Annotated in this window: 26 protein-coding genes; 16 read left to right on the plus strand and 10 right to left on the minus strand. The window is 31.3% G+C overall.

All coding sequences use genetic code 11. The features are described from left to right. Together WKH56_RS31935 and WKH56_RS31940 are read right to left on the minus strand one after the other, a co-directional pair. Nucleotides 1–1,959 (minus strand): FtsX-like permease family protein, encoded by a 1,959-nt coding sequence (locus tag WKH56_RS31935; RefSeq protein ID WP_342837397.1) that lies wholly within the window; start codon nucleotides 1,957–1,959, stop codon nucleotides 1–3. Nucleotides 1,960–1,987: 28 nt separating this feature from the next. Next, a complete protein-coding gene (locus tag WKH56_RS31940; RefSeq protein WP_342837399.1) occupies nucleotides 1,988–2,755 on the minus strand; it encodes an ABC transporter ATP-binding protein in 768 nt (255 codons plus the stop codon). Nucleotides 2,756–3,074: 319 nt separating this feature from the next. Between WKH56_RS31940 and WKH56_RS31945 the strand changes: the two genes are divergently transcribed. The 3 genes from WKH56_RS31945 (at nucleotide 3,075) to WKH56_RS31955 (ending at nucleotide 5,572) form a co-directional block, all read left to right on the plus strand. Beyond that, nucleotides 3,075–3,737, plus strand: a complete 663-nt coding sequence (locus tag WKH56_RS31945; RefSeq protein ID WP_342837400.1) for a response regulator transcription factor — start codon at nucleotides 3,075–3,077, stop codon at nucleotides 3,735–3,737. After that, nucleotides 3,734–4,741, plus strand: coding sequence for a sensor histidine kinase (locus tag WKH56_RS31950; RefSeq protein ID WP_342837401.1), 1,008 nt, complete (start codon nucleotides 3,734–3,736; stop codon nucleotides 4,739–4,741). The genes WKH56_RS31945 and WKH56_RS31950 overlap by 4 nt, the downstream gene beginning before the upstream one ends. Before the next feature lie 570 nt (nucleotides 4,742–5,311). After that, on the plus strand, nucleotides 5,312–5,572 hold the full coding sequence (locus WKH56_RS31955; RefSeq protein ID WP_048407597.1) for a hypothetical protein: 261 nt from the start codon (nucleotides 5,312–5,314) through the stop codon (nucleotides 5,570–5,572). 126 nt (nucleotides 5,573–5,698) lie between these two features. Here the strand turns inward: WKH56_RS31955 and WKH56_RS31960 are convergent, their stop codons facing one another. Continuing rightward, nucleotides 5,699–6,907 (minus strand): YhgE/Pip domain-containing protein, encoded by a 1,209-nt coding sequence (locus tag WKH56_RS31960; protein WP_335708401.1) that lies wholly within the window; start codon nucleotides 6,905–6,907, stop codon nucleotides 5,699–5,701. Between the two features lie 66 nt (nucleotides 6,908–6,973). Continuing rightward, nucleotides 6,974–7,564: a TetR/AcrR family transcriptional regulator gene (locus WKH56_RS31965; RefSeq protein WP_335708402.1), complete on the minus strand. Its 591-nt coding sequence runs from the start codon at nucleotides 7,562–7,564 to the stop codon at nucleotides 6,974–6,976. A 239-nt stretch (nucleotides 7,565–7,803) separates the two neighbouring features. Between WKH56_RS31965 and WKH56_RS31970 the strand changes: the two genes are divergently transcribed. The 5 genes from WKH56_RS31970 (at nucleotide 7,804) to WKH56_RS31990 (ending at nucleotide 10,261) form a co-directional block, all read left to right on the plus strand. Next, nucleotides 7,804–8,358, plus strand: a complete 555-nt coding sequence (locus WKH56_RS31970; protein WP_342837407.1) for a hypothetical protein — start codon at nucleotides 7,804–7,806, stop codon at nucleotides 8,356–8,358. A 353-nt stretch (nucleotides 8,359–8,711) separates the two neighbouring features. Further along, on the plus strand, nucleotides 8,712–9,116 hold the full coding sequence (locus WKH56_RS31975; protein WP_342837497.1) for a YrvL family regulatory protein: 405 nt from the start codon (nucleotides 8,712–8,714) through the stop codon (nucleotides 9,114–9,116). A gap of 151 nt (nucleotides 9,117–9,267) precedes the next feature. Beyond that, a complete protein-coding gene (locus WKH56_RS31980; RefSeq protein WP_342837408.1) occupies nucleotides 9,268–9,444 on the plus strand; it encodes a hypothetical protein in 177 nt (58 codons plus the stop codon). A gap of 224 nt (nucleotides 9,445–9,668) precedes the next feature. Then, nucleotides 9,669–9,971 (plus strand): hypothetical protein, encoded by a 303-nt coding sequence (locus tag WKH56_RS31985; protein WP_342837409.1) that lies wholly within the window; start codon nucleotides 9,669–9,671, stop codon nucleotides 9,969–9,971. 56 nt (nucleotides 9,972–10,027) lie between these two features. Beyond that, nucleotides 10,028–10,261 carry a hypothetical protein gene (locus WKH56_RS31990; RefSeq protein ID WP_342837411.1) on the plus strand — a complete coding sequence of 78 codons (234 nt, stop codon included), beginning with the start codon at nucleotides 10,028–10,030 and terminating at the stop codon, nucleotides 10,259–10,261. A 63-nt stretch (nucleotides 10,262–10,324) separates the two neighbouring features. On the opposite strand, the gene WKH56_RS31995 is transcribed toward WKH56_RS31990, so the two are convergent. Then, entirely contained in the window at nucleotides 10,325–10,633 is a 309-nt protein-coding gene (locus tag WKH56_RS31995) for a hypothetical protein (RefSeq protein ID WP_342837413.1), read from the minus strand. A gap of 244 nt (nucleotides 10,634–10,877) precedes the next feature. Here WKH56_RS31995 and WKH56_RS32000 point away from each other — a divergent pair, with 244 nt between their 5' ends. Both WKH56_RS32000 and WKH56_RS32005 read left to right on the plus strand, forming a co-directional pair. Continuing rightward, the gene (locus WKH56_RS32000; protein WP_342837415.1) at nucleotides 10,878–11,225 is read left to right on the plus strand and encodes a YxiJ family protein; all 348 of its coding nucleotides are present in this window, start codon (nucleotides 10,878–10,880) and stop codon (nucleotides 11,223–11,225) included. A 176-nt stretch (nucleotides 11,226–11,401) separates the two neighbouring features. After that, complete coding sequence (locus WKH56_RS32005) at nucleotides 11,402–11,698, plus strand: hypothetical protein (protein WP_342837417.1); 297 nt, start codon at nucleotides 11,402–11,404, stop codon at nucleotides 11,696–11,698. A gap of 179 nt (nucleotides 11,699–11,877) precedes the next feature. Here WKH56_RS32005 and WKH56_RS32010 read toward each other — a convergent pair whose 3' ends face one another. Further along, complete coding sequence (locus tag WKH56_RS32010) at nucleotides 11,878–12,735, minus strand: permease prefix domain 1-containing protein (RefSeq protein ID WP_342837419.1); 858 nt, start codon at nucleotides 12,733–12,735, stop codon at nucleotides 11,878–11,880. Next, nucleotides 12,732–13,070 carry a PadR family transcriptional regulator gene (locus tag WKH56_RS32015; RefSeq protein ID WP_153253235.1) on the minus strand — a complete coding sequence of 113 codons (339 nt, stop codon included), beginning with the start codon at nucleotides 13,068–13,070 and terminating at the stop codon, nucleotides 12,732–12,734. Before WKH56_RS32015 ends, WKH56_RS32010 begins: the two co-directional genes overlap by 4 nt. Nucleotides 13,071–13,280: 210 nt before the next feature. On the opposite strand from WKH56_RS32015, the gene WKH56_RS32020 reads away from it, so the two are divergent. The 4 genes from WKH56_RS32020 to WKH56_RS32035 all read left to right on the plus strand — a co-directional run bounded on the left by WKH56_RS32020 (nucleotide 13,281) and on the right by WKH56_RS32035 (nucleotide 15,904). Further along, complete coding sequence (locus WKH56_RS32020) at nucleotides 13,281–13,787, plus strand: RNA polymerase sigma factor (protein WP_342837421.1); 507 nt, start codon at nucleotides 13,281–13,283, stop codon at nucleotides 13,785–13,787. After that, nucleotides 13,771–14,706, plus strand: coding sequence for an anti sigma factor C-terminal domain-containing protein (locus WKH56_RS32025; RefSeq protein WP_342837422.1), 936 nt, complete (start codon nucleotides 13,771–13,773; stop codon nucleotides 14,704–14,706). The genes WKH56_RS32020 and WKH56_RS32025 overlap by 17 nt, the downstream gene beginning before the upstream one ends. Nucleotides 14,707–14,906: 200 nt before the next feature. Next, complete coding sequence (locus tag WKH56_RS32030) at nucleotides 14,907–15,200, plus strand: hypothetical protein (protein ID WP_342837423.1); 294 nt, start codon at nucleotides 14,907–14,909, stop codon at nucleotides 15,198–15,200. Nucleotides 15,201–15,349: 149 nt separating this feature from the next. Next, the gene (locus WKH56_RS32035; RefSeq protein ID WP_342837424.1) at nucleotides 15,350–15,904 is read left to right on the plus strand and encodes a helix-turn-helix domain-containing protein; all 555 of its coding nucleotides are present in this window, start codon (nucleotides 15,350–15,352) and stop codon (nucleotides 15,902–15,904) included. 122 nt (nucleotides 15,905–16,026) lie between these two features. Here WKH56_RS32035 and WKH56_RS32040 read toward each other — a convergent pair whose 3' ends face one another. Beyond that, nucleotides 16,027–16,419 (minus strand): UPF0715 family protein, encoded by a 393-nt coding sequence (locus WKH56_RS32040; protein ID WP_342837425.1) that lies wholly within the window; start codon nucleotides 16,417–16,419, stop codon nucleotides 16,027–16,029. Nucleotides 16,420–16,476: 57 nt separating this feature from the next. Beyond that, the gene (locus tag WKH56_RS32045; protein WP_080963395.1) at nucleotides 16,477–16,665 is read right to left on the minus strand and encodes a hypothetical protein; all 189 of its coding nucleotides are present in this window, start codon (nucleotides 16,663–16,665) and stop codon (nucleotides 16,477–16,479) included. A 147-nt stretch (nucleotides 16,666–16,812) separates the two neighbouring features. On the opposite strand from WKH56_RS32045, the gene WKH56_RS32050 reads away from it, so the two are divergent. Together WKH56_RS32050 and WKH56_RS32055 are read left to right on the plus strand one after the other, a co-directional pair. After that, on the plus strand, nucleotides 16,813–17,082 hold the full coding sequence (locus WKH56_RS32050; protein ID WP_280169181.1) for a hypothetical protein: 270 nt from the start codon (nucleotides 16,813–16,815) through the stop codon (nucleotides 17,080–17,082). A 67-nt stretch (nucleotides 17,083–17,149) separates the two neighbouring features. After that, nucleotides 17,150–17,449 (plus strand): hypothetical protein, encoded by a 300-nt coding sequence (locus tag WKH56_RS32055; protein WP_342837430.1) that lies wholly within the window; start codon nucleotides 17,150–17,152, stop codon nucleotides 17,447–17,449. A gap of 801 nt (nucleotides 17,450–18,250) precedes the next feature. On the opposite strand, the gene WKH56_RS32060 is transcribed toward WKH56_RS32055, so the two are convergent. Next, nucleotides 18,251–19,258 (minus strand): DUF3231 family protein, encoded by a 1,008-nt coding sequence (locus WKH56_RS32060; protein WP_342837431.1) that lies wholly within the window; start codon nucleotides 19,256–19,258, stop codon nucleotides 18,251–18,253. Between the last annotated feature and the right edge of the window lie 182 nt (nucleotides 19,259–19,440).

A 19,440-nucleotide genomic window follows, 5' to 3' on the forward strand; every position in this document is an offset into this window, starting at 1 on the left:
TTATTTAATATTATTTTCAACGATAATTTGCTTTGCACTTTGATAAGTGGCAATAAAATATACTGCATATAGTGCTAGAATAATCCCGTAGCTGACAATCATATTCTGAGCAATTGATATTTCAAAGAAAGGCTCTAGTTTATCTAATACTACCCTAGTAGTGAAACTAGAGAGTATTGCTGCCATAATCAACGGCATAACAAAATAAAAAGCGACCTGCTTAAAAATGGACTTGCTAATCATTCCTTTATCAGCACCAATTTTAGCTAAAGTACGATAACGCTCTTTATTATCTTGTATTTCAGTTAGCTGCTGTAGCGATAGCACAGACAAGGTTACAATCAATAGAACTATGCCAAGATAACTGCAAATGAATGCAAATACACCAAAGGTTCCAAAATACGTATCTTTAATTACACTATTAGTTACATAAAACATGCTTCCGTTTAGTGAATGTTCAATCCATTTATTATTCATAGCTTCATACACTTGACCTTCCACTTTTATTGATGGAAATTTACCGTTAAGTAAGTAGCTATCTGGTTTAAGTGTACGAGCGACTTGATCTGGAATAATTACTGTACCCATATCATTTGTAATTGTGGAGTTTGATAAAGAGATAATATTTTTAAATTGTTTATCACTTACAGGGGTTAGTATTTTGTGTCCGATGGTAAGGGTTTTATTGTGTTGTAAAAAATACTTTACGTTTTTTTCAGTACCTTCGTGGTTTGCATTTATAATGTATTGATTAGGATTCAATTGAATCTGTTTCTGTCCAGACAATCTCATCTGCTTGTTAAAATCTGTTTGTGAAATGAAATTGATGTGAGATTGTAGCATTTTTTGCTCTGCTTTAGCTAGATTTAGCTTCTGCCCCTTAAACAAATCTTCATAAGTCATATTTGTTTTATATAACGTAGTTTGAGCGTAGCTCTTAAGGCTTTTTCTAAGCTTAATTCCGTCACGATCTGCTCGATTTAAAGGTGCAATGTTTTTCTGGTATGGATACATAATTGTAAGATCAAATGGAGTAGATGCTTTAGCCTGCTTGTTCATAGAGCTCGTAGTACTAAATCCTGTTCCAAGCACAACAAGTGATGTAAATAGAAGTCCACACAGCACAATCATAACTAGAAAATTAGTTTGCATCTTACTTCCTAGTTGTCTAAAAGAGAATGCATTTAAACCAGTAAAATATGTTTTTTTGTTCCTTTTCATTAGCATAATAATCACACCAGAAACTGTGTAATAAAATAAGATAACTCCAACTACAAGGAGGCCCATTATCCGGGTTAATTTATCTTTATCTAAACCATAAAATAAAAGTAATGTAATGCCTGACACAAGTGATACGAGTGAAAGTAGAAATAATAGCAGTGTAATGGGTTTATTAGGAATTTTTAATTCTTGGTTTTTTCTATTTGCTGTCAAAAGTTCAACAAGTTTAATGTTCATGATTGTACGAGTATTAAATAACATAACAATAATAAAAATAAGTGCAAAGCTTAGAATGGTTTGTTTCATCGCTGCTGCTGAAAACATTAGTTGAAAACCTGCTGCATTACCTACAAATAACTTTAAAGCGACGATTGATATTCCTTGTGATAAAACAAAACCTATGCCAAGCCCCACCATTAAAGCTAATATCCCTACTAAAAAAGTTTCTCCTACGAATAGTGAAGATATCTTCCATTTATTCATTCCCAGGGACATATAAATGCCCATTTCTTTCTTTCTTCGCTTCATAATAAATTGGTTAGCATAAATGATGAGAAAAGCAAGAATAACTGCGATGAATTTGGATAGTAGTCCTATATATGTAACCAGAGCATCTCCGAACAGTTCCATAGCATAATTTAATTTATTTAAATCCGGCTGAGAAGAGATTGAGTTAAAAGCATAGAACAAGCTCACTCCTAGAGACAATGTGAGAAAGTATATTGCGTAATCTTTCATACTCCGTCTTACATTTTTAAAAATCAGATTAAAAGTCATCACTTATATCTCCTCCGAGCAATGCTACAACTTCCATAATGCGGTTAAAGAAGGTTTGACGATCGTCACTTCCTCTTACTAGTTCATTAAATATCTTCCCGTCTTTAATAAAGATGATTCTTTTACAAAAACTAGCGTTATATGCGTCATGAGTAACCATTAAGATCGTAGCTTGTTGTTGTTTATTTAATATCTCTAAGCTTTTTAATAACATTTTTGCTGACTTGCTATCAAGGGCACCAGTCGGCTCATCAGCTAATAATAGTGAAGGCTGCGTTACAATAGCTCTAGCTGCTGCAATCCTCTGCTGTTGCCCGCCGGACATTTGATAAGGATATTTATGTAAGATGTTTTGTATATTTAACGCGTTTGCCACGTTATTAATTTCTTCGTGAATTTTGTTTTGAGGGTAATTAATGATCGATAATGCTAATGATATGTTTTCGTAAGCAGTCAAGGTATCAAGTAAGTTGTAATCTTGGAAAATAAATCCCAACTTCTCTCGACGAAACTTTGATAATTTATTTCCTTTCAGTGTTGTAATATCAGAACCTTGGACATAAACATGACCTGCTGTCACTGTATCAATAGTTGAAATGCAGTTTAATAAAGTACTTTTTCCACTTCCACTTGCCCCCATAATTCCAAGAAAGTCTCCTTTATCAACTTCAAAAGAAATATTGTGTAAAGCATGTGTAATGCTGGATCGGTTTCCATACACTTTTTCAATATTTTCGACCTTTAATATTGTGCTCATTGAATTTCCCTCCCTGTTTTTTACAGGATATCATTTAAATCTTTTTGGTACTATCGTTCTTTCTTACCGCAACATTACCGATTTGTAAGGTTGAGGTTATTACAATTTAATCCAAATTTGTATATAATATTATGTGTGATGTCTATCATTTCAACCTATTAGGATTGCAAAAGGAAGGCTACAGTTCACTGGAAACAAATTAAAAGTCGTTCATTTACATATGTACTACAAATAACATCAAGGGATTTTTAAATTGGTATTTAAATTCCTTCATTGTAATTTTGACAATCTTGTAATCACTTAATATGGAGGAAAGGTTATGAAAATATATATAATTGAAGATGACCAAACTATTCGAAACGAACTAATGGATTTCCTTACGAAATATGGCTATGAGTGCAACAGCAGTGATGACTTTGAAAATATTGTAGAGGCATCTTTAGAGTCAAAGTCAAACCTGATTCTCTTAGATCTTAACCTCCCTTACAAAGATGGTTTTCAAATATGTCGACAAATCCGAAAGGTTTCTTCCGTTCCAATTATTGTTGTAACTAGTCGAAATACACCAATGGATGAACTATTAAGCCTTAATATTGGGGCAGATGACTTTATTACAAAACCTTATGACTTGCAAATACTTTTAGCACATATTCAAGCAGTTCTAAAACGAACGAATGAAAGTGCACAGAATGTTTTATTAACCTACAAAGAATTAACATTAGATGTGTTAAAAAGTAGAGTTATATCTGGTATAGAAGAAGTGGAGCTTAACAAAAATGAATTAGGACTACTTCGTCTTTTGACACTTAATAAAGGGAATATCATTTCAAGGGAAGAGCTAATGAATGAACTTTGGCAAAATGGAGATTTTGTAGACGAAAATACGTTAAATGTAAATATAGCTAGACTGAGAAGAAAGTTAGAATCTATTGGATTAGAAGGTTACTTATTGACAAAAAGAGGACAAGGGTACCAACTATGAGTGCGTTTCAGTTTTTGCAGGAAAAGCAGGTTTCATTTCTTTTAAATGCACTTTCTCTTTGTATTACTTCCTTTATGCTTCTTTTATTTGATCTTCCTGTAAATTTGATTATCTTAATTAATACCATTTCTATATTCTTTTTTTTATGTAACGTATTATTTGAGTACTATCGAATGAAACATTATTATGGCAATTTAATGGCTCTATTCGAACAGTTGGACGAGAAGACACTAATTGCTGATATCGTACAAGAGCCAACGTTTCATTCTGGACAGGTTTTTTATAGCATATTAAAAAGTGCTACAAAGGTCATGAACGACCGGATCTCCTCCCTAAAGAATGCTCAACAAGAATACTATGATTACATTGAACTGTGGGTTCACGAAGTGAAAACTCCCATTACTGCATTAAGATTAATGCTGGAAAACCGTAGAACTTCTGAAAAGATGCATATGCAAACAGAAATGTCTAAAATTGAAGGATATGTTGAACAAGCCCTATACTATGCAAGAAGTAGCACTTTAAACCAAGATTACAGAATTGAGACATTTCCACTCCATTTCGTTGTTAATAAAGCTGTTAAGTCGCTATCTTTGACTCTCATACGTGCAAGTGCTCAAATAAATATGGATCAACTTAACCTAAAGGTCACTTCTGATTCCAAATGGATTATCTTTGTTTTAAAGCAGCTTATCGATAACTCTATTAAGTATCAAAGTCTCTCCTTAAAGCTATCTTTCACTGCAGAAAAAATTGAGGGAGGAACTATTTTACGAGTCTCTGATAACGGAATCGGGATTAGTGAAGCTGACCTTGGGCGCATCTTTAAAAAAGGCTTCACAGGAATAAACGGACGAAATCGTGCTAAATCTACAGGGATGGGACTATATTTATGTAACAATCTATGTGAGAAATTGGGACTTTCTATAAAAGCAAATTCTCAAAAGGATAAAGGTACTGAAATAAGGATTTTCTTCCCCGATAAGTTAAACACTTTTGACTGAGAAAAAAACAAGAGATTGAAACGTAATTTTATAAATAACCGTATTAAATAACAAATATGTGTTAAAATTAGTATTCAAACTGATAAGCATAAAGAAAAGGTTATTCTCTATTAAGAGAATAACCTTTTTTTATCTCTAAGTTTACTTATTTCATTTTTCATGCTTTGTCGAGATGAAAAAGTAGCAAAATAAAAAGCAACCTCGACATGGCGGACGAGGTTGCTTCTTCATGATTCAAAATTAGTGAAGAATCATAGCATAGCACCGTAAACAATAATATCATATTTTTACCATATATACTATATTTTACTTAAGTTGCATATGAATAAAAGGTGCGCTTTTTATTCATCTATTTGTCACTCAGCCCGAGGCCAAACGTTGATAAATCAAGGATGTATAAAAAGCTGCATAAAGTATATTGATGTCCTAGATTGAACCCTTACTCCCATAAGGGTTCCTTTTTGTGATGTGTTCCGGAAAGAGGTATTATGTAAACTTGTTTTGTATATAGTATGCATAATCATTTATTTGCTGATATCCAATAAAATATGAATATGGGAAGGTGATCAGATGGAGGAGTTTAAAGATTTACTGTCTTACGGTATTTTAATGAGGCCAACTTCTTATTCAAAACTAAAACTAGCGATAGAAGAATTAACATCTGAAGAGTGGTTTAGAGATTTATATAAAGTCCCATCTTACAATACTGTTATTTGGAAGAATAACAAGATTAAAAAAATCCTTTTAGATCCTAAAAGAGTAAAGATGATAAAGAAAAATCAACAGCATTCAATGGACTTTATTAATTTAGTCAAAGAACTAGCTAAATAAATGATTGAACCTCTGCTTCTTGGCAGAGGTTTTTTAGAAATAAGATTTCCTATAATATGGACTATGTAAACAAGATTTCTTCTTTAAATCCATTTGATAAAGTAAGCAAATCTATATGTGTTTATTTTAGTGCACCATAGCATTTTTTTCGGCAGGTAAGGGTTTTGATTCAAATTTAGCACCTGGCTGTATAGCTACTTTTCCAATTGCGATACATACAGTAACAAGTGACACAAGAAGAAGGATGCTCATGTCGTGTGATAAACTTGTTCCTCCAAAAATTACTGTGTAGTATCCATCTGCCACGTATGTTGCGGGAAAATAGGAACCTACAGTTTGATAAAAGTTTGATAACATCGCTTTTGGAACAATAACTCCAAAAGTAACTAGCTGCAATGAAAGTGAAATAATATTAAATACCATACCAGCTGGGCCAAATAGAACAACAAACATCTGTGTTAGGCATAAGAAAGAGAAAAATACTAAAGTTTGAAATACCCAAGTTTGAAATAAGTTTGTATTCAGTTTTATATCAAATGCGTACATAAATAATAAGGTAACAAAAGCTAAAATAATAGATGCGCCGATATTAATAAACTGTCTTGTGAAAAAGATAGACCACTTACCATGGGTTTTCTTTAATTGCATTGAAACACCATTAAGGTTCAAACTCATAATCATAGCACCAACCCATGAAGCGAGAACAATTAATAATGGAAGCATAGTTGCTGCAAAACCTTCTGTATTGTTGGTTTTCTTAACAGATGATTGAACAGGATCAACAGTTAAAGAATTTAGCACATTTGTAATGTTTTTTGATAACTTTTGTGCCAACTCTTCTGATGGTAGTGATGTACTTAGTCCTGTAGATAGATTGGAAAGGATAAGTTCTTGTTTGTACGTATATACTCCTTTATTAATGGTTTGTGTAATATCTTTTGTTGCTCCAGACATAATTTGTTTTGTTAAAGATGAATTTGCTTGGTTAATAAAATATTTTATCTCTGTATTGTTATTCTCTTTTAATGAACTGGAGAAATTTGCAGGAATGTTTATAACCATATCTAAATCGCGCTTATTCATATCTCCTTTAGCAGATGTTAAAGAATTATAGGCTTTAACTTTGAAAGGTAAATTTTTCTCTAGGTTCTTTGAAATATTGTTTCCCATTTGAGTGTCATTATTAACTAACCCAACTTTTAATTGGTCTACACGGTCTGTAACACCATCATAGGCAGTCATCCATACACAGAAAAAGATTAGTAAAAAAGCAAAAGCTGTTGCAATTCCAATATAAGTTTCGCGGTGCTTAAAGAAATTTTTAAAAGTTTTCATCATTATACACTCCTTTTTATTTAACTACCTAAAGCAAGTATTCACTTGCTTTTGTTGCAAAAAATATTAGGGAGTTAACCCCCTAGAAAAAAGCTGAATACTGTATTTTAGAAAATTTTCCTTTGAATCAGAAAATGAATTTTTACTAAAGCGAGAATTAGAGAGAAAGTAACCAAAATTCATCCAAATAAAGTTCATGGCTTGAGCTTCCATGTTAGTTTCAATGAGTTTACCTCTCTTGTACATCTCAGTAAAATATGAAACCAACTCGTCTTTCAACTGATTGGGAATTAATGAAATAGCTTCACTGAGCTCTGGAAACATTCGAGCTTCTTGTAAACTAATGAAAATTAGATTTCTCATTTTCTCGTTCTCAATATATTGATGATAACCATCTGAGATTACTAACAAATCATGTTCTAAGTTCCATGTAATTTCCTCATGCATTAATTTGTTTAATACAATATTACGCGATATATAACTTATTGATTTTTCCATTATCTTCTTTTTACTTCCAAAATTCCTAAAAATAGTTGTTTCGTTTACACCTGCTAATTCTGCCACGGCACGTGTCGTTGTTCCTTTATATCCTTGAGTACTGAATAGTTCTAAAAACGCTTCTATAATACGATCTGATGTGTCTTTCATTTTATTCATATTCAACCTACCCTTGAAAAAGTTTTAAAAACAATAAATGCAAGCAACCACTTGCTTTTATAGCATAAATTACCAAATTAGAATTGTCAATATATTTTTTGGTAATTTATTTAATTTTGATCAAGTGCAATTAGTTAATATTTCTTCTACCTAGAAGCTACATTATGGTAACTGGCATATACATTTCATATTTTTTCCTTTATGATTATTAAGGAATTTAATGTAAAGAGGGAAAGAAAATGAAAAAGAAATATTTAATTATTATAGGAACTTTGTTGTTACTAGGCTGTTTCTCAATTTATTTAATTTTGGGCGGTATTAATGATATTAAACAAATTCAAACAAAGTCGACGGATTTATCGAACGAGAAGATTAATAACTTTGGATTAATGGATAAGTCCATCAATATAAGAACAGAATATAATCTTCAAAAGCCTGATGTTCAAAATGAAAAAGAAGATGGTTGGATTGGATATAATTACGGGTCTAATTCCTATGCTTATATACGAACAGATTTAAAGGATCAAACAATAATATTTAGCTCCACTTTAAAAAAGTTTCATACAAACAGACACATAGGAATTGATACTGATATAAAAAAAATTGAAAAAGCATATGGAAAAAACAATTATAAAATTACTAATGACCAAGGTTTATACGTCATTGGATATATTGATCGAGTCCATGAGATAAGATTAGAGTTTTATTATGTTGATAAGAGCGTACAAGAAATAAGTATTTCAAAATTAGGAAGTGTAAATGGTGATAGAAAATGGTTCGGTAAATGGATTTAAGAAATGCATTTGATTGCCGAGAATACGTTTTATGTTAACTAAGGGTGTATATACGCATTAATTATATCGTTTAAAGAGATTTATTTACTAAAAACCATTTTTGTATATAATTGGATGAAAAGGGGGGTTATGACTTATAATAAGAATAACTTAAAGCTAGTAGGGGCTACTTTATTTGGATCTGGAATTGGAGCCATCTTAGGAATACTAGCTTATACGCACAATTGGCTAGGATAAATACATTAAAGAAAAATTAGCCGCAAGGGGTGTAAATGTTTACCTTGAAAGCAAAGAAAACTTGACCCTCTCACAATATATCTAATTTTTTTGCTAAATCATTTACTGTTATTCTTATAACTTTAATTGTTATTATTGCTATTTCATTAATGCTAGGAGCATTTGTGTTTGGATTTATTGGTTTATTTAAAATATTTGGGGTACAATACGACTCATTTCTATCTCTATTAATATTCCTTTTACTGTTTTTTATTATTGGATTTATAGTTGATTTACTATCCATATTTCTTATTAATACATTTTCTCAACAAATTAGAAATTCTAAAAGAAAATTCCTCGTGAGACTGATCATTGATTGTAGCTTTTCTTGGTTTGCTATACATACTGCTGATGAATTAATTAGAGGCATTACTATTCCCTCTATAACTGAGCTTATAGCTGTGTTTCTCCTCTTTTTGTTAGAAGTGGTAATGGATATGAATAGCAAAGGAGAAAATAATAAGAGCTCACTGGTACCTTGAAGTCTTTGGGATTCTGGTGCAAAGATTACTTCAACCTAAAAGAACACCTTTCATAAATATAGCTGTAAGAAAAAAAGGTAATGTATATTATGTTTTATATTTCATAACACTGGCTCCAATTGTTTGTTCAATATTCAAGGGAGGGATGTTAATGAAAAATATATCGAAACATCATGATCTCCAACGAAAATACAGAGAAAAGCTAAAAAACAAACAAGAATTAAACACATATGTGAGAGGTTGGTTCTTGTTTGTTTTATTTGCTGTACTTCTCGTAGTATGGAGTTATTTTTTTGGCGGAACGTTTATGCCTTACCGAACAATGTAGGAAAATGAACGTTAATATTTTTATAGTATTATAAATTAATGTCATAAAAAGCAGAACACCACATTTGATGTTCTGCTTTTTATATTAATACCATCTATATTAGGAAAAATATTTAGTTAATAGTTTTCTTTTGTTACATTGAAAAAAATAAAAATTAGTGTAAAATTACACTAATCGGATAAAATATATCTTATTTAGAGTTTGTTTTGGAGGTGTAATATATAGTGAAAGCTAATGTATTTATATGTACTTTTCTATTTTCAGCTACTTTATTAGCAATATTTGGTCAAGATATTTCTTATTTTATGGATAAGAACATAATAAAGTTAAATCCAATCTACTACCTTACTGCTACAACATGCATAAGCATTTTTTTATATCTAGTTACAATTGTATTGACTTACATATTCAATAAAAAAAATAAACTTAAAAAGAGTATCTTAGATGTGTATTGGCTTGTTATTTTAGGGCTTAGTTTGTTTGTTTCTCTATGGTCATTATTTGTTTTAGCCATGTGGTGGGGATAATTTTATTAATACTTATAACTTCCACTTAAGCTGTATTAGGTAAACTGGTTTTATATATGGCATTCATTGATTTTTCTCTCTTTATAATGCGTCAAAATGTAATTATAAGGAAAAAAAGAGATGGTAAAATGGAATTTATTATGACCTTATTTGTTTTTCTTTTTTTGCTTGCAATTAGTTCAATTTTAAATATACTTTTGAAAATGACAGATAAAAAGGATTGGATCATCTCTTTGCTATTAAGCATGGTTTTATCGATTACAATAGTGACGGTCTTGGGAGCAACATAAAGGTAAGAAGCCGTAGGAATTGCTTGTTCCTATGGCTTCTTGTTTGATTTATATATATTAGATTTAACTGACTTCTACTTCCATGTAAGGGATACCAAAAAAAGTGTAGTACGTAACGCGATAATTTTTAATTGATTTTTGCTCTACGGTGTTCCACTGATGTCCATTTGATTTGGCTTGGTAACTCTGCACCATAAATTTGTCCAGTGGTCTAAGTGACCATTTTCGGAAATCTCCTTCAAGTTGTGCTACCTTTTTTTCTTCTGTTGAACTTAAATTCTCTGTTTCATTACTTATTATTCGCGGTATACCAATAGCTAAAATAGTAGTAATTCCAATGATAATGCCCCACTTCCACAAGCGCTTTTTCATCTTGGATATTTCTCCCTTTTTATTTCATTATAATATATCTGTTGATATACCACTAATACATTATTTTAATTAATTAAACTAGTAATCATTCCTTGTTATATTTCTTCTTAAAATGGTGACTTTATTAACTAAAAGTATATAGAGGATGCATGTATCTTTTGTATTGAACATTGTGTAAACAGTGGTAAGATAAAGCTCTACATAACAAGAAAAGGTGGAGTTTAATATAGGGAAACTAACTATATTGGATGAATTAAAAAAGCTTAATAATGATCTATATCATCCATTTCCTCATGAAGACATTTGTAAAATACAAGATAAATTTAGTGGGAAATTACATGAAGACGACCTGTTAACCGCAGACTTTAATAGCTATTGGATGAATATTGCTGGCAGTTTAAGTTATATGTTGAAAGGTAAAACGAAGAAAATCCCTCAAAATCAGATTGATGAATTAAAGTTGACTTTTTTTGAAGTTTTTCCTCAATATTCTCTTTTAGAAAAAGAAATCTCTACCTATACAAATTTGTACGAAGAATATAAGATTTATGAGAAAACAAGAGAGCTCATGTTACGTTATTTATTTAATTAAAGCGAGTAAAAAAAGAGACGACTTTCTAAATAGCCGTCTCTTTTTTTTTGCGGATAAACTACATTATGTGAGCTAAGGTTATATATGATACACATGATGAAATAAGCTTAATTATTTGATAAAATGGAAATATATTGATTTTAAAAACAGGATAATGAATAGAGAGGAACATATCGATGCTTGGGGATACTTTTACACTTTTTAGACCGGTTTATTATTTAATAGCTCTTCTTTTAGTATGTAACTTCATGTATGTAGTGTTTTTAAACAATAGAATTAAAGCAACTAGCTATATACTATTCAATTCTTTATTTTTTGTAATAATTGCAGCAGTTTTATTGTTTCAGGAAGGTATAATTGTAGATGAAACAAACTTAGCAGGAGATCCATTAACTTTTGATTTAACAATATTTTTTGGGGTTTTACTTATAGCTAGCTTCATTTTCAGAAATAGAAAGAAGAGGAAAGCTTAAAATTTCCTCTTCTTTGTGTTGTTACCGGTAAAAGGTTTTATTAAAATCCAGCGTGAATAATAGCATACCTAGCATGAGAAGAACTAGAATTAGAACAAACGAGCTCATCATTAGTCCTTTCTCGAGTTTTTCAAAAGCTATTACTCTAAATGAAAAGCAAACCACGTAAAGTGTGCCTCCTAAATGTAATCCTCATAAAATTCATCATGTTTGCTAGGGATAAGACCTTGTTTTGCTGTAAAATAGTAAACTAAATAGCCTAGAACATTAAAGAATACAAACATAAAAATCCATCCAATTCGTAATCTTTTTTGATGATGGGCATTAATAATTGCCCAAATAGTAAACAGGGTCCAGTAAACAGTCATTCCCACAAACAATACGGCGGCTTCTAATCGACTAAAGCTTCTATTATCTATTGAGACGAACCATTGTTCATCTCCGTTTCCAAATGTGTGAAAGTTTGCTCCTAACCATTTTGGAGCCCAAATGGTTCTCTGATATTGAAAATCTGGCTGCACTCCCTTCCAGTGATATTCAATATAATTTTCGCCAGAACGGCTTATTATATTTTTTGATTTATAAATAGTAACCCCTGAAACATAGTTTGTGTCTTCTACTAAAGCTTCTATTTTTCTTTTCATGTCTCTGGTTATTGCATCTTTATCTTTCAATTCATAGGATATTAATGAACCTGTGTCAGATATTCCTTGAGCCGTTGATTCTTCCACTTTCCAAAAAAAATAAAAGCTAGACATTGTTACAATTAAACACACGATTGCTATGTATAGGATGCGTTTTGCAAATATCTTCTGTATTTCAAACAATTGTCCAATCACATTTCGTATTTCTTTTTCTTCACCAAACCGTTTAATTGCTATTGCAATGGCCTGTTGTTCTGTTTTGCCTTCTGCTCTTAATTCATGGACTGCTTCCAACAGATGATTGGTCATTTCTGCTTTCAGCTCATTAATTTCTTGTTGATCTCCTTCTACATTCAGGTACATAGAATCCACAAATTTTTCTATTCTCTTCACTTAGTGCCTCCCCATAAAAAAGAATCCATCATTTTCTTTACAAATTGCCATTCTAAACGCTTGGCTTCAAAGTTTTGCGTACCTAATGATGTGACTTTATAATATTTTCTTCTTCCACCAGGGCCTTGTTCATCTCCCCAGTACGAAGAAATCCAATTGTTTTTTTCTAATCTCTTTAAAGACAAATAAAGAGTACCTTCCTTTAATTCAAATTGTTCTTCACTCTTCTCACGAACAATCTTAGCTAATTCATAGCCATACATATCCCGTTGATGCAGTAGCGATAAGATTAGCGTATCAATATGCCCTTTCAAAATTTCTCTACTAATTTCCAATTTATCCACCTCTTATGAAATTATAAAAAAGAATACCTTTTAATACAAGGTATTATCAAAAATATGTCGCATGAAATATAGAATTAACTCATTCTTTCTGTAAACATGTAATAAGAGGTTAATTGTTTTCCTTTTTTGTAGAAAAATGTGAAATGATTGTATACTTTTTCACTGCTCATACGTTATAAGACAAGAAGGAGGAAAACACATTTGAAAAATCGGTTATCAAACGATCAGCTAAAAATTGTCATGAATCAACTTTATTTGTACTTAATCAAACAAGGTGCAAACCAAGAAACAGCTAAAGATATTGTTCAAGAAGCAGTTTGTAAGTTACTTATTCATCTTGATTCGATTGATACCGGTAAATATAAATCGTGGCTTTTCAAAGTAGCGATAAACTTATATTACGATTATTGTCGAAAAAACAAAAAATCTCATTACGCAATAGTAGAGGAGTACCTTATTACCAATGAGCAATTAATTGAGGAAATAATGATTGCAAAAGAAAATCAGCTTCTAGTAAGAAGAGTCCTTCAAAAGGTGTCTCCCACCTTTAAGCAACTACTTCTTTTAAAGTATGAGCTAGACTGGTCTTATAAACAAATTGCGGAATATGTAGATATGAAACCTGAAGCTGTCAAAACGTATTTAGCTCGTGCTAGGAAAACGTTTAAAGAAATGTATAGGAGAGAATGTCATGAAAAAAAAGAATGATGAGTTAGATTCCATTTTTGATGAAAAGTCTTTACATAGAACACTGAAAAAAGCAAAATACATAGCATTTTTACGAACAGTTTTTATCTCAGCACTCGTAGTCTGTTTTGTTATTACTGTATTAATAAAAGGAAACGATTATTTTATAAATACACAAGGAAATAAACTAACTGAACGGTTCATTAAAGAAAATCATGTAAGGATGTCTCCGAACACATTTACTAACACGGATACCGTCTCAACAGGAATTTTAAAGGGAACGATTAAGAGTGAAGTATTTAAAGTGATTGAAGATAAAGTTATACCTTGGGGTACAGAAGAAATAACGTACGATTTAAATGGAAACTTTAATGCATCCTTCTCAACGCACAGTACGATTGTTAATGACACTACAATGTATCATATTCCTAATGGACAACGTGAGATGCTATTCTACGTACCTAAGTATAAGTATAAGGTGTATGCGAATGACTTTGACATGATTAAAGATTATCCAAATGATAAATATATGGAGATGGCCATATCTTTTGATAAAAATTACACACTGAAAGAAGTACAAAAGATGCTGCCTACATCTGCTCACCAAACATGGTATTGGGTAGATAACTATAACTATAAATATGCAAAGTCTACTGGGTACAGAGGTGAGCCAGAAAGTGGACGATGGTTATTAGGTATTTCTAAACCATCACCACAACTAGGAGTAAAACTAACGAGTAATAAAGTCAAAACAGAAGCAGACTTTTTAAATGAGCTCCAAAAAACAGATCCAGGGGAAGTCAAAAGTCTAAAAGACAGACAAGAAAATGGATTAATTATAGGCGTAGTAGTTACAGGAGCAAAAGAAGAGATTCTTCCTTTACGTAATAAACCGTATGTTAAAGCAGCTAGTTTAGGAGCCGTAGTTGATAAATACTGAGTTTGTAGGGACTTGTAACGAAGAAGAGCTTAGGGAAGTATACTTCTATAAGCTTTTCTTTCGTTTCCGATACGTACCATTTTAATAACTAATTTTATATAAGATATACAATAATAACTCTAAATCAGTAATCACCTTTATTGTTACTCTAATTACCATTATTATAAAATTATAGGAATTAAGAAGAGAGGAATGGTAGAATGCCATTTGTAGTAGGTTATGGAATTGCCATCATAGGAGCGATGATAGCTTATCAGCTAAGCAAGGGAAAAACGAAAAAAAGAAAATACATTGTTTGGGGAATAGCGCTAATGTTGACCATTGCACCATTTTTATCTTTCGCAATTGGTTTAACATACGCAGTTATTGCAGAAAACGGATGGGCAGCCTTAATAATGTGGTATATCTTTCCCGTAATTTTCGTAATAGGACTTGTAGTGTTATTGATTGGTATTTTCAAGAAAAAAGAGCAAAGAAAAGAAGCAGATCTTTAATTAAAGGTTTGCTTTTTATTTCACCCAAAATTACTCAATGAAAAGTGGGCTTTTTTTCAATGTAAACTAAGCGTTGTCATGTGTATACCAAGGGTTTATCGCTTTATATTGATTAAAACCATACACTAATTATGAAGGAGGCAGCTAAGATGAAACTTGCTGAACAGATTAGAAAGATACGTAAAAACGAAAATCTTTCACAAGAGCAGTTAGGTCAAAAAATGAATGTGACTAGACAAGCGATTTATAAATGGGAAAGTGGAAAAGGATACCCTGACATTCAAAACCTAATAATGCTAAGTGAACTATTTGAAATTAGTCTTGATGAGTTAATAAAGGGAGATCGTTCTTTACAAGGTAAGATCAAAGTGAAAGGAGGAACGGGTATGTTCTCTAATCGTAGTCTTTTATCGGCATTAAACTATTTTAGTTTGTTTTTCGCTCCACTTGTTTTTCCACTTATTACACTGATATTTGGTTATAAGGAAATGAAGAAGCATGGAAAGAGAGCATTTATATCTCATTTAATACCGACTTTAGCCCTTATTGTTATAGCAATCGGTTATTACATATCTGCTAAATTAGCTGGAACAAAGACACCTAATTCTGTATTAGTTAGTGGCTGTACAATTGCAATCTTTCTAATTACGTTTGGTGTTATTGTATGGAACGTAAAAGAAGGTATTAAACAATTAAAAGCATAAATATTAAATCAGGAATTATTAGATTAAATAAACGCACTCACCTTTCATTTAGGCGGGTGCGTTTATTTTTAGATGCTTCTTACAATCCGTTTTATGTAGATTGGCTAACATAGATTTGAATTTTAATAATAAGGATATTCTTTCTTGTTCATGATAACGGAATCCCAAAACCAGTATATGATGGCTGCACCTACTGCAAATATAAGCATTTTACGATAATCCCATATTGGATCAGACCAATTTCCTTGAAGCTTATAAGAGATATAAAGGAATAGGGTTGCTACGACACAATAGATAAATAAGTAGAGAATATTGAACTTCTTGGGCCATTTATTTAGAAATAGCTGCAGTGATACGGCTGCAACAGAATAAGGAATGATTGTAATAAGTGAGATCATGAAAAATGCAATAACAGCTCTATAACTAGGCTCAATGACGATAAGAAATATGGAATAAGAAACGCTAGAGCTAATAACTGTTAACGCATGATATGGCAAAATCTCTTTAAATGTCACTGAATGAACACACCCTTCTTGTCTAGTCTACGGATGTATATTATATAAAGACTAAACCTAGTTAACTTTAGTTTTTTTATTTAGCTTTTTTGATAAATAAAAACAAACTAATCCAGCACCTACCACCTTACAAAAAGGAATAAATGCATAGGAAGGTGCGATTAAAACACTAACAAACAAATAGGCACTTATAGCAAATATAAGCCAACTTGTTATAAGTAAAAAACTTGATAAAAACTCCTTCATAGACTTCATCCTTTAGAGAAGATTATATTGTTATCATAACAGATATTTTTTCTGATAAGGATATTTTTTCCTGTAATTAGTTTTATATTAACTAACAGGTGAATAAATGGTATTATTAGCCATATATTTAGTTCTTGGAGGGTCAACTTGAAAAAACGTTTTAGTCAATACTCATTGTGGTTATCGTTGTTTGGAATTGTTATTGGGGTAGGACAATATTTCACACCAATATATAGCTCAAATATTCTTTGTATAGGGATTGTAATTTACCTTGTGGGCTTTTTATGTGGAGTAATAGCTTTTGGAAAACATGAAAAAGGGCTAATGAAATATTTTAGTTTGACCTCTTTTGTTGTAATTCCACTTCTTATCATGTTAGGTATGCTTTTTTTCGCAATGAATTTTAGTGAAAGTTAAAAGGTAATTATCCCCTCTTATATTTATATTATGGTGAATGTGAAGTGCTCAAATAGGAGGAATTTAAATGAAGAAATTCTTAAAAGATTCTTTAAAGGTATCAATAGCCTCTTTAGTTACTTCAATAATCTTGTATGTAGTTATAATTGGGTTCTTTCTTTTATCAGTTGTTACAGCAGACGCTTTTGGTACTGTTATTAAGATTATTGTGCCTATTTTAACTTTAGTTACAATACTCGGGTTTATTTATTCTTTCTTTATCAAAGGTAAACAGAAAATCCCTTTTTTAACATTACATTTTGTTTCCTTATGTGCTCTTTCGTTTGGTATCTATCTTGCTGTCAGTTTTCAAGGGTTTGCGCCTTAATAAATATTTACATAAAAAAAGAACCCTTTGCTCATATAGACAAAGGGTTTTCAAATTTATTGGAATAGGGGGAATACGTTATTAGTCTAGCCAGATTTGTAGATTCATATACATATACCTTTTAAAAAAATGTTGTCATTCACTATATTTATGGAAAATAACCTTGTCTACGTGTTATTATTCGTTAAGTAAATATTAAATTATTTCATTTATTATTAAAGTTTTACTATTTACAGTTAGTGACGACAAATAAGAAGTTTTTCTACAAGATGTGTAATACTTAACTTTATTTTTAATAAAGTATGTTAACTATTACTCTTATTAATAACATTAAATTGTATTTATATAAATAATGTTATATCTTTCGTTTTTGTATCAGTTGTCATAAAACTGTATATTTAGTATATATAAGTAGGAAAATACAACGTTTTTCTACAAGGTGTGTAAAAGGTATAACTATTTTTAATAAAGTACATTAAATATTACTCTTGTAAATAACTTAAAATTAAAATTATATAAAAACAGTTATCTTTTTAGTTATGTATTTCGTTTGTTATAATGATCTATAAATTATTCACACATGTTGAAATATCTATACGAATACCTTATACCCTAAATGCCTAAACTACTTAAGAATCTGTGAGGTATCATTGGATAAAGCCGAAAATTAAAAACTATCTTCTTTCACAAGTCAATAGTTTTTAATTTGCTTATTCATACATAGTCTATCTTTTCTCTAGTGGGAATAAGGACCTTCGTTATTATAGTTAACCTCTTTGTACTATCTTTATGGCTTGTCGTTTACGTATTAGCTAATGTGTCACGATCTTCGGAAAGTGGTGGTTCCTCCATCCAACCATTGCTTATCATAATCTTAGCACCATCTTCAGCATACTTAGCGATTTCTGCAGCCAAACGAACATAATCCACAGAAATATCTTTTCTTATGCTGGTTGCCATTGATGCCCCATATAAACCTATACTAAGACCAATCAAAGCTGTCGTCATAAACATCATCATTTTGTCGGAAAAAGGAGGAGTTTTTGAATTCGTTACCTCATTATCCCAAGTCATAGGCACTGGCAAATCATCGTCTTTCAATACAGAACCCAATATTTCTGTATGTTTAAAGGCAACCTCTTTTCCACGTACCATAAACCTACCTACTTCCTTTGACTGGGCGACTTGACTAAATCCTATCATTACAGCTTTCCCCATAGCGTTCCTTTGCAAGTTTAAAAAAAGATTTGTGATTTCGATTGCTGATAGAGGTCTTTTGTGTTCGAACCAACCAGACATAAACCTTTGGTCCTTAACAAACTTTACTTCTTGAGATGGACTTAGGTACGGTGAACGGATGAATAACCCTTTTGACAATAATAAATTTTTAGTTAGACTATCAAATTCACTAAGTTCATGGATACATTCAGAAAAATAGGTATCTATATCCGATCGTACAGATGCTGCCTTCGCAACAGCGTAAAAATTAAGAGCCATGGCCCCCATACTATAGCTGAAATATAACATGAAGCTGTCAGAGAACAATTTCGGAGCAGTAGTATTTACGTCTTCTTTTACAACGAAGCCTTGTGGTAAGGGGAATTTCTCTTTATGAAAAATAGTAGTTAGTTTCTGTAAATGGATTTGCGTTAACTCTAAGCCCTTGTCTAGAATAGTTTGTACTTGAGTATCTTCCACCACATTTAAAAAATACGTAAATAAACAGTGACACATGCTACTATTCATATAAGATGACCACAGTTGTGCAATTTCTGCAGCACTCAATTTAATATTATGTTCAGTTCTCATGTACTTATCTCCTTATAGATATCATTTGCTTTTAGTATGTGAAATCAATCTGTAAGTATTCTTAAAACACTTACTTTCACTTTTGTAGCAAAGAGAATTTAGTTAAAGAATACTTTTCCCCGATTTGAATCAAATTATATTTTATGGAGAAATTATAAAAAATCGCTGAAAATTGCCTCTTT

It is taken from the genome of Priestia sp. SB1, assembly GCF_038898415.1.

Excerpts from the sequence above, each read along its gene's own strand:
- WKH56_RS31935 (WP_342837397.1), bottom strand. The coding sequence starts at position 1,959 with ATGAAAGATTACGCAATATACTTTCTCACATTGTCTCTAGGAGTGAGC.
- WKH56_RS31940 (WP_342837399.1), bottom strand. The coding sequence starts at position 2,755 with ATGAGCACAATATTAAAGGTCGAAAATATTGAAAAAGTGTATGGAAAC.
- WKH56_RS31945 (WP_342837400.1), top strand. The coding sequence starts at position 3,075 with ATGAAAATATATATAATTGAAGATGACCAAACTATTCGAAACGAACTA.
- WKH56_RS31950 (WP_342837401.1), top strand. The coding sequence starts at position 3,734 with ATGAGTGCGTTTCAGTTTTTGCAGGAAAAGCAGGTTTCATTTCTTTTA.
- WKH56_RS31955 (WP_048407597.1), top strand. The coding sequence starts at position 5,312 with ATGGAGGAGTTTAAAGATTTACTGTCTTACGGTATTTTAATGAGGCCA.
- WKH56_RS31960 (WP_335708401.1), bottom strand. The coding sequence starts at position 6,907 with ATGAAAACTTTTAAAAATTTCTTTAAGCACCGCGAAACTTATATTGGA.
- WKH56_RS31965 (WP_335708402.1), bottom strand. The coding sequence starts at position 7,564 with ATGAATAAAATGAAAGACACATCAGATCGTATTATAGAAGCGTTTTTA.
- WKH56_RS31970 (WP_342837407.1), top strand. The coding sequence starts at position 7,804 with ATGAAAAAGAAATATTTAATTATTATAGGAACTTTGTTGTTACTAGGC.
- WKH56_RS31980 (WP_342837408.1), top strand. The coding sequence starts at position 9,268 with ATGAAAAATATATCGAAACATCATGATCTCCAACGAAAATACAGAGAA.
- WKH56_RS31990 (WP_342837411.1), top strand. The coding sequence starts at position 10,028 with ATGGCATTCATTGATTTTTCTCTCTTTATAATGCGTCAAAATGTAATT.
- WKH56_RS31995 (WP_342837413.1), bottom strand. The coding sequence starts at position 10,633 with ATGAAAAAGCGCTTGTGGAAGTGGGGCATTATCATTGGAATTACTACT.
- WKH56_RS32005 (WP_342837417.1), top strand. The coding sequence starts at position 11,402 with ATGCTTGGGGATACTTTTACACTTTTTAGACCGGTTTATTATTTAATA.
- WKH56_RS32025 (WP_342837422.1), top strand. The coding sequence starts at position 13,771 with ATGAAAAAAAAGAATGATGAGTTAGATTCCATTTTTGATGAAAAGTCT.
- WKH56_RS32030 (WP_342837423.1), top strand. The coding sequence starts at position 14,907 with ATGCCATTTGTAGTAGGTTATGGAATTGCCATCATAGGAGCGATGATA.
- WKH56_RS32035 (WP_342837424.1), top strand. The coding sequence starts at position 15,350 with ATGAAACTTGCTGAACAGATTAGAAAGATACGTAAAAACGAAAATCTT.
- WKH56_RS32045 (WP_080963395.1), bottom strand. The coding sequence starts at position 16,665 with ATGAAGGAGTTTTTATCAAGTTTTTTACTTATAACAAGTTGGCTTATA.
- WKH56_RS32055 (WP_342837430.1), top strand. The coding sequence starts at position 17,150 with ATGAAGAAATTCTTAAAAGATTCTTTAAAGGTATCAATAGCCTCTTTA.
- WKH56_RS32060 (WP_342837431.1), bottom strand. The coding sequence starts at position 19,258 with ATGAGAACTGAACATAATATTAAATTGAGTGCTGCAGAAATTGCACAA.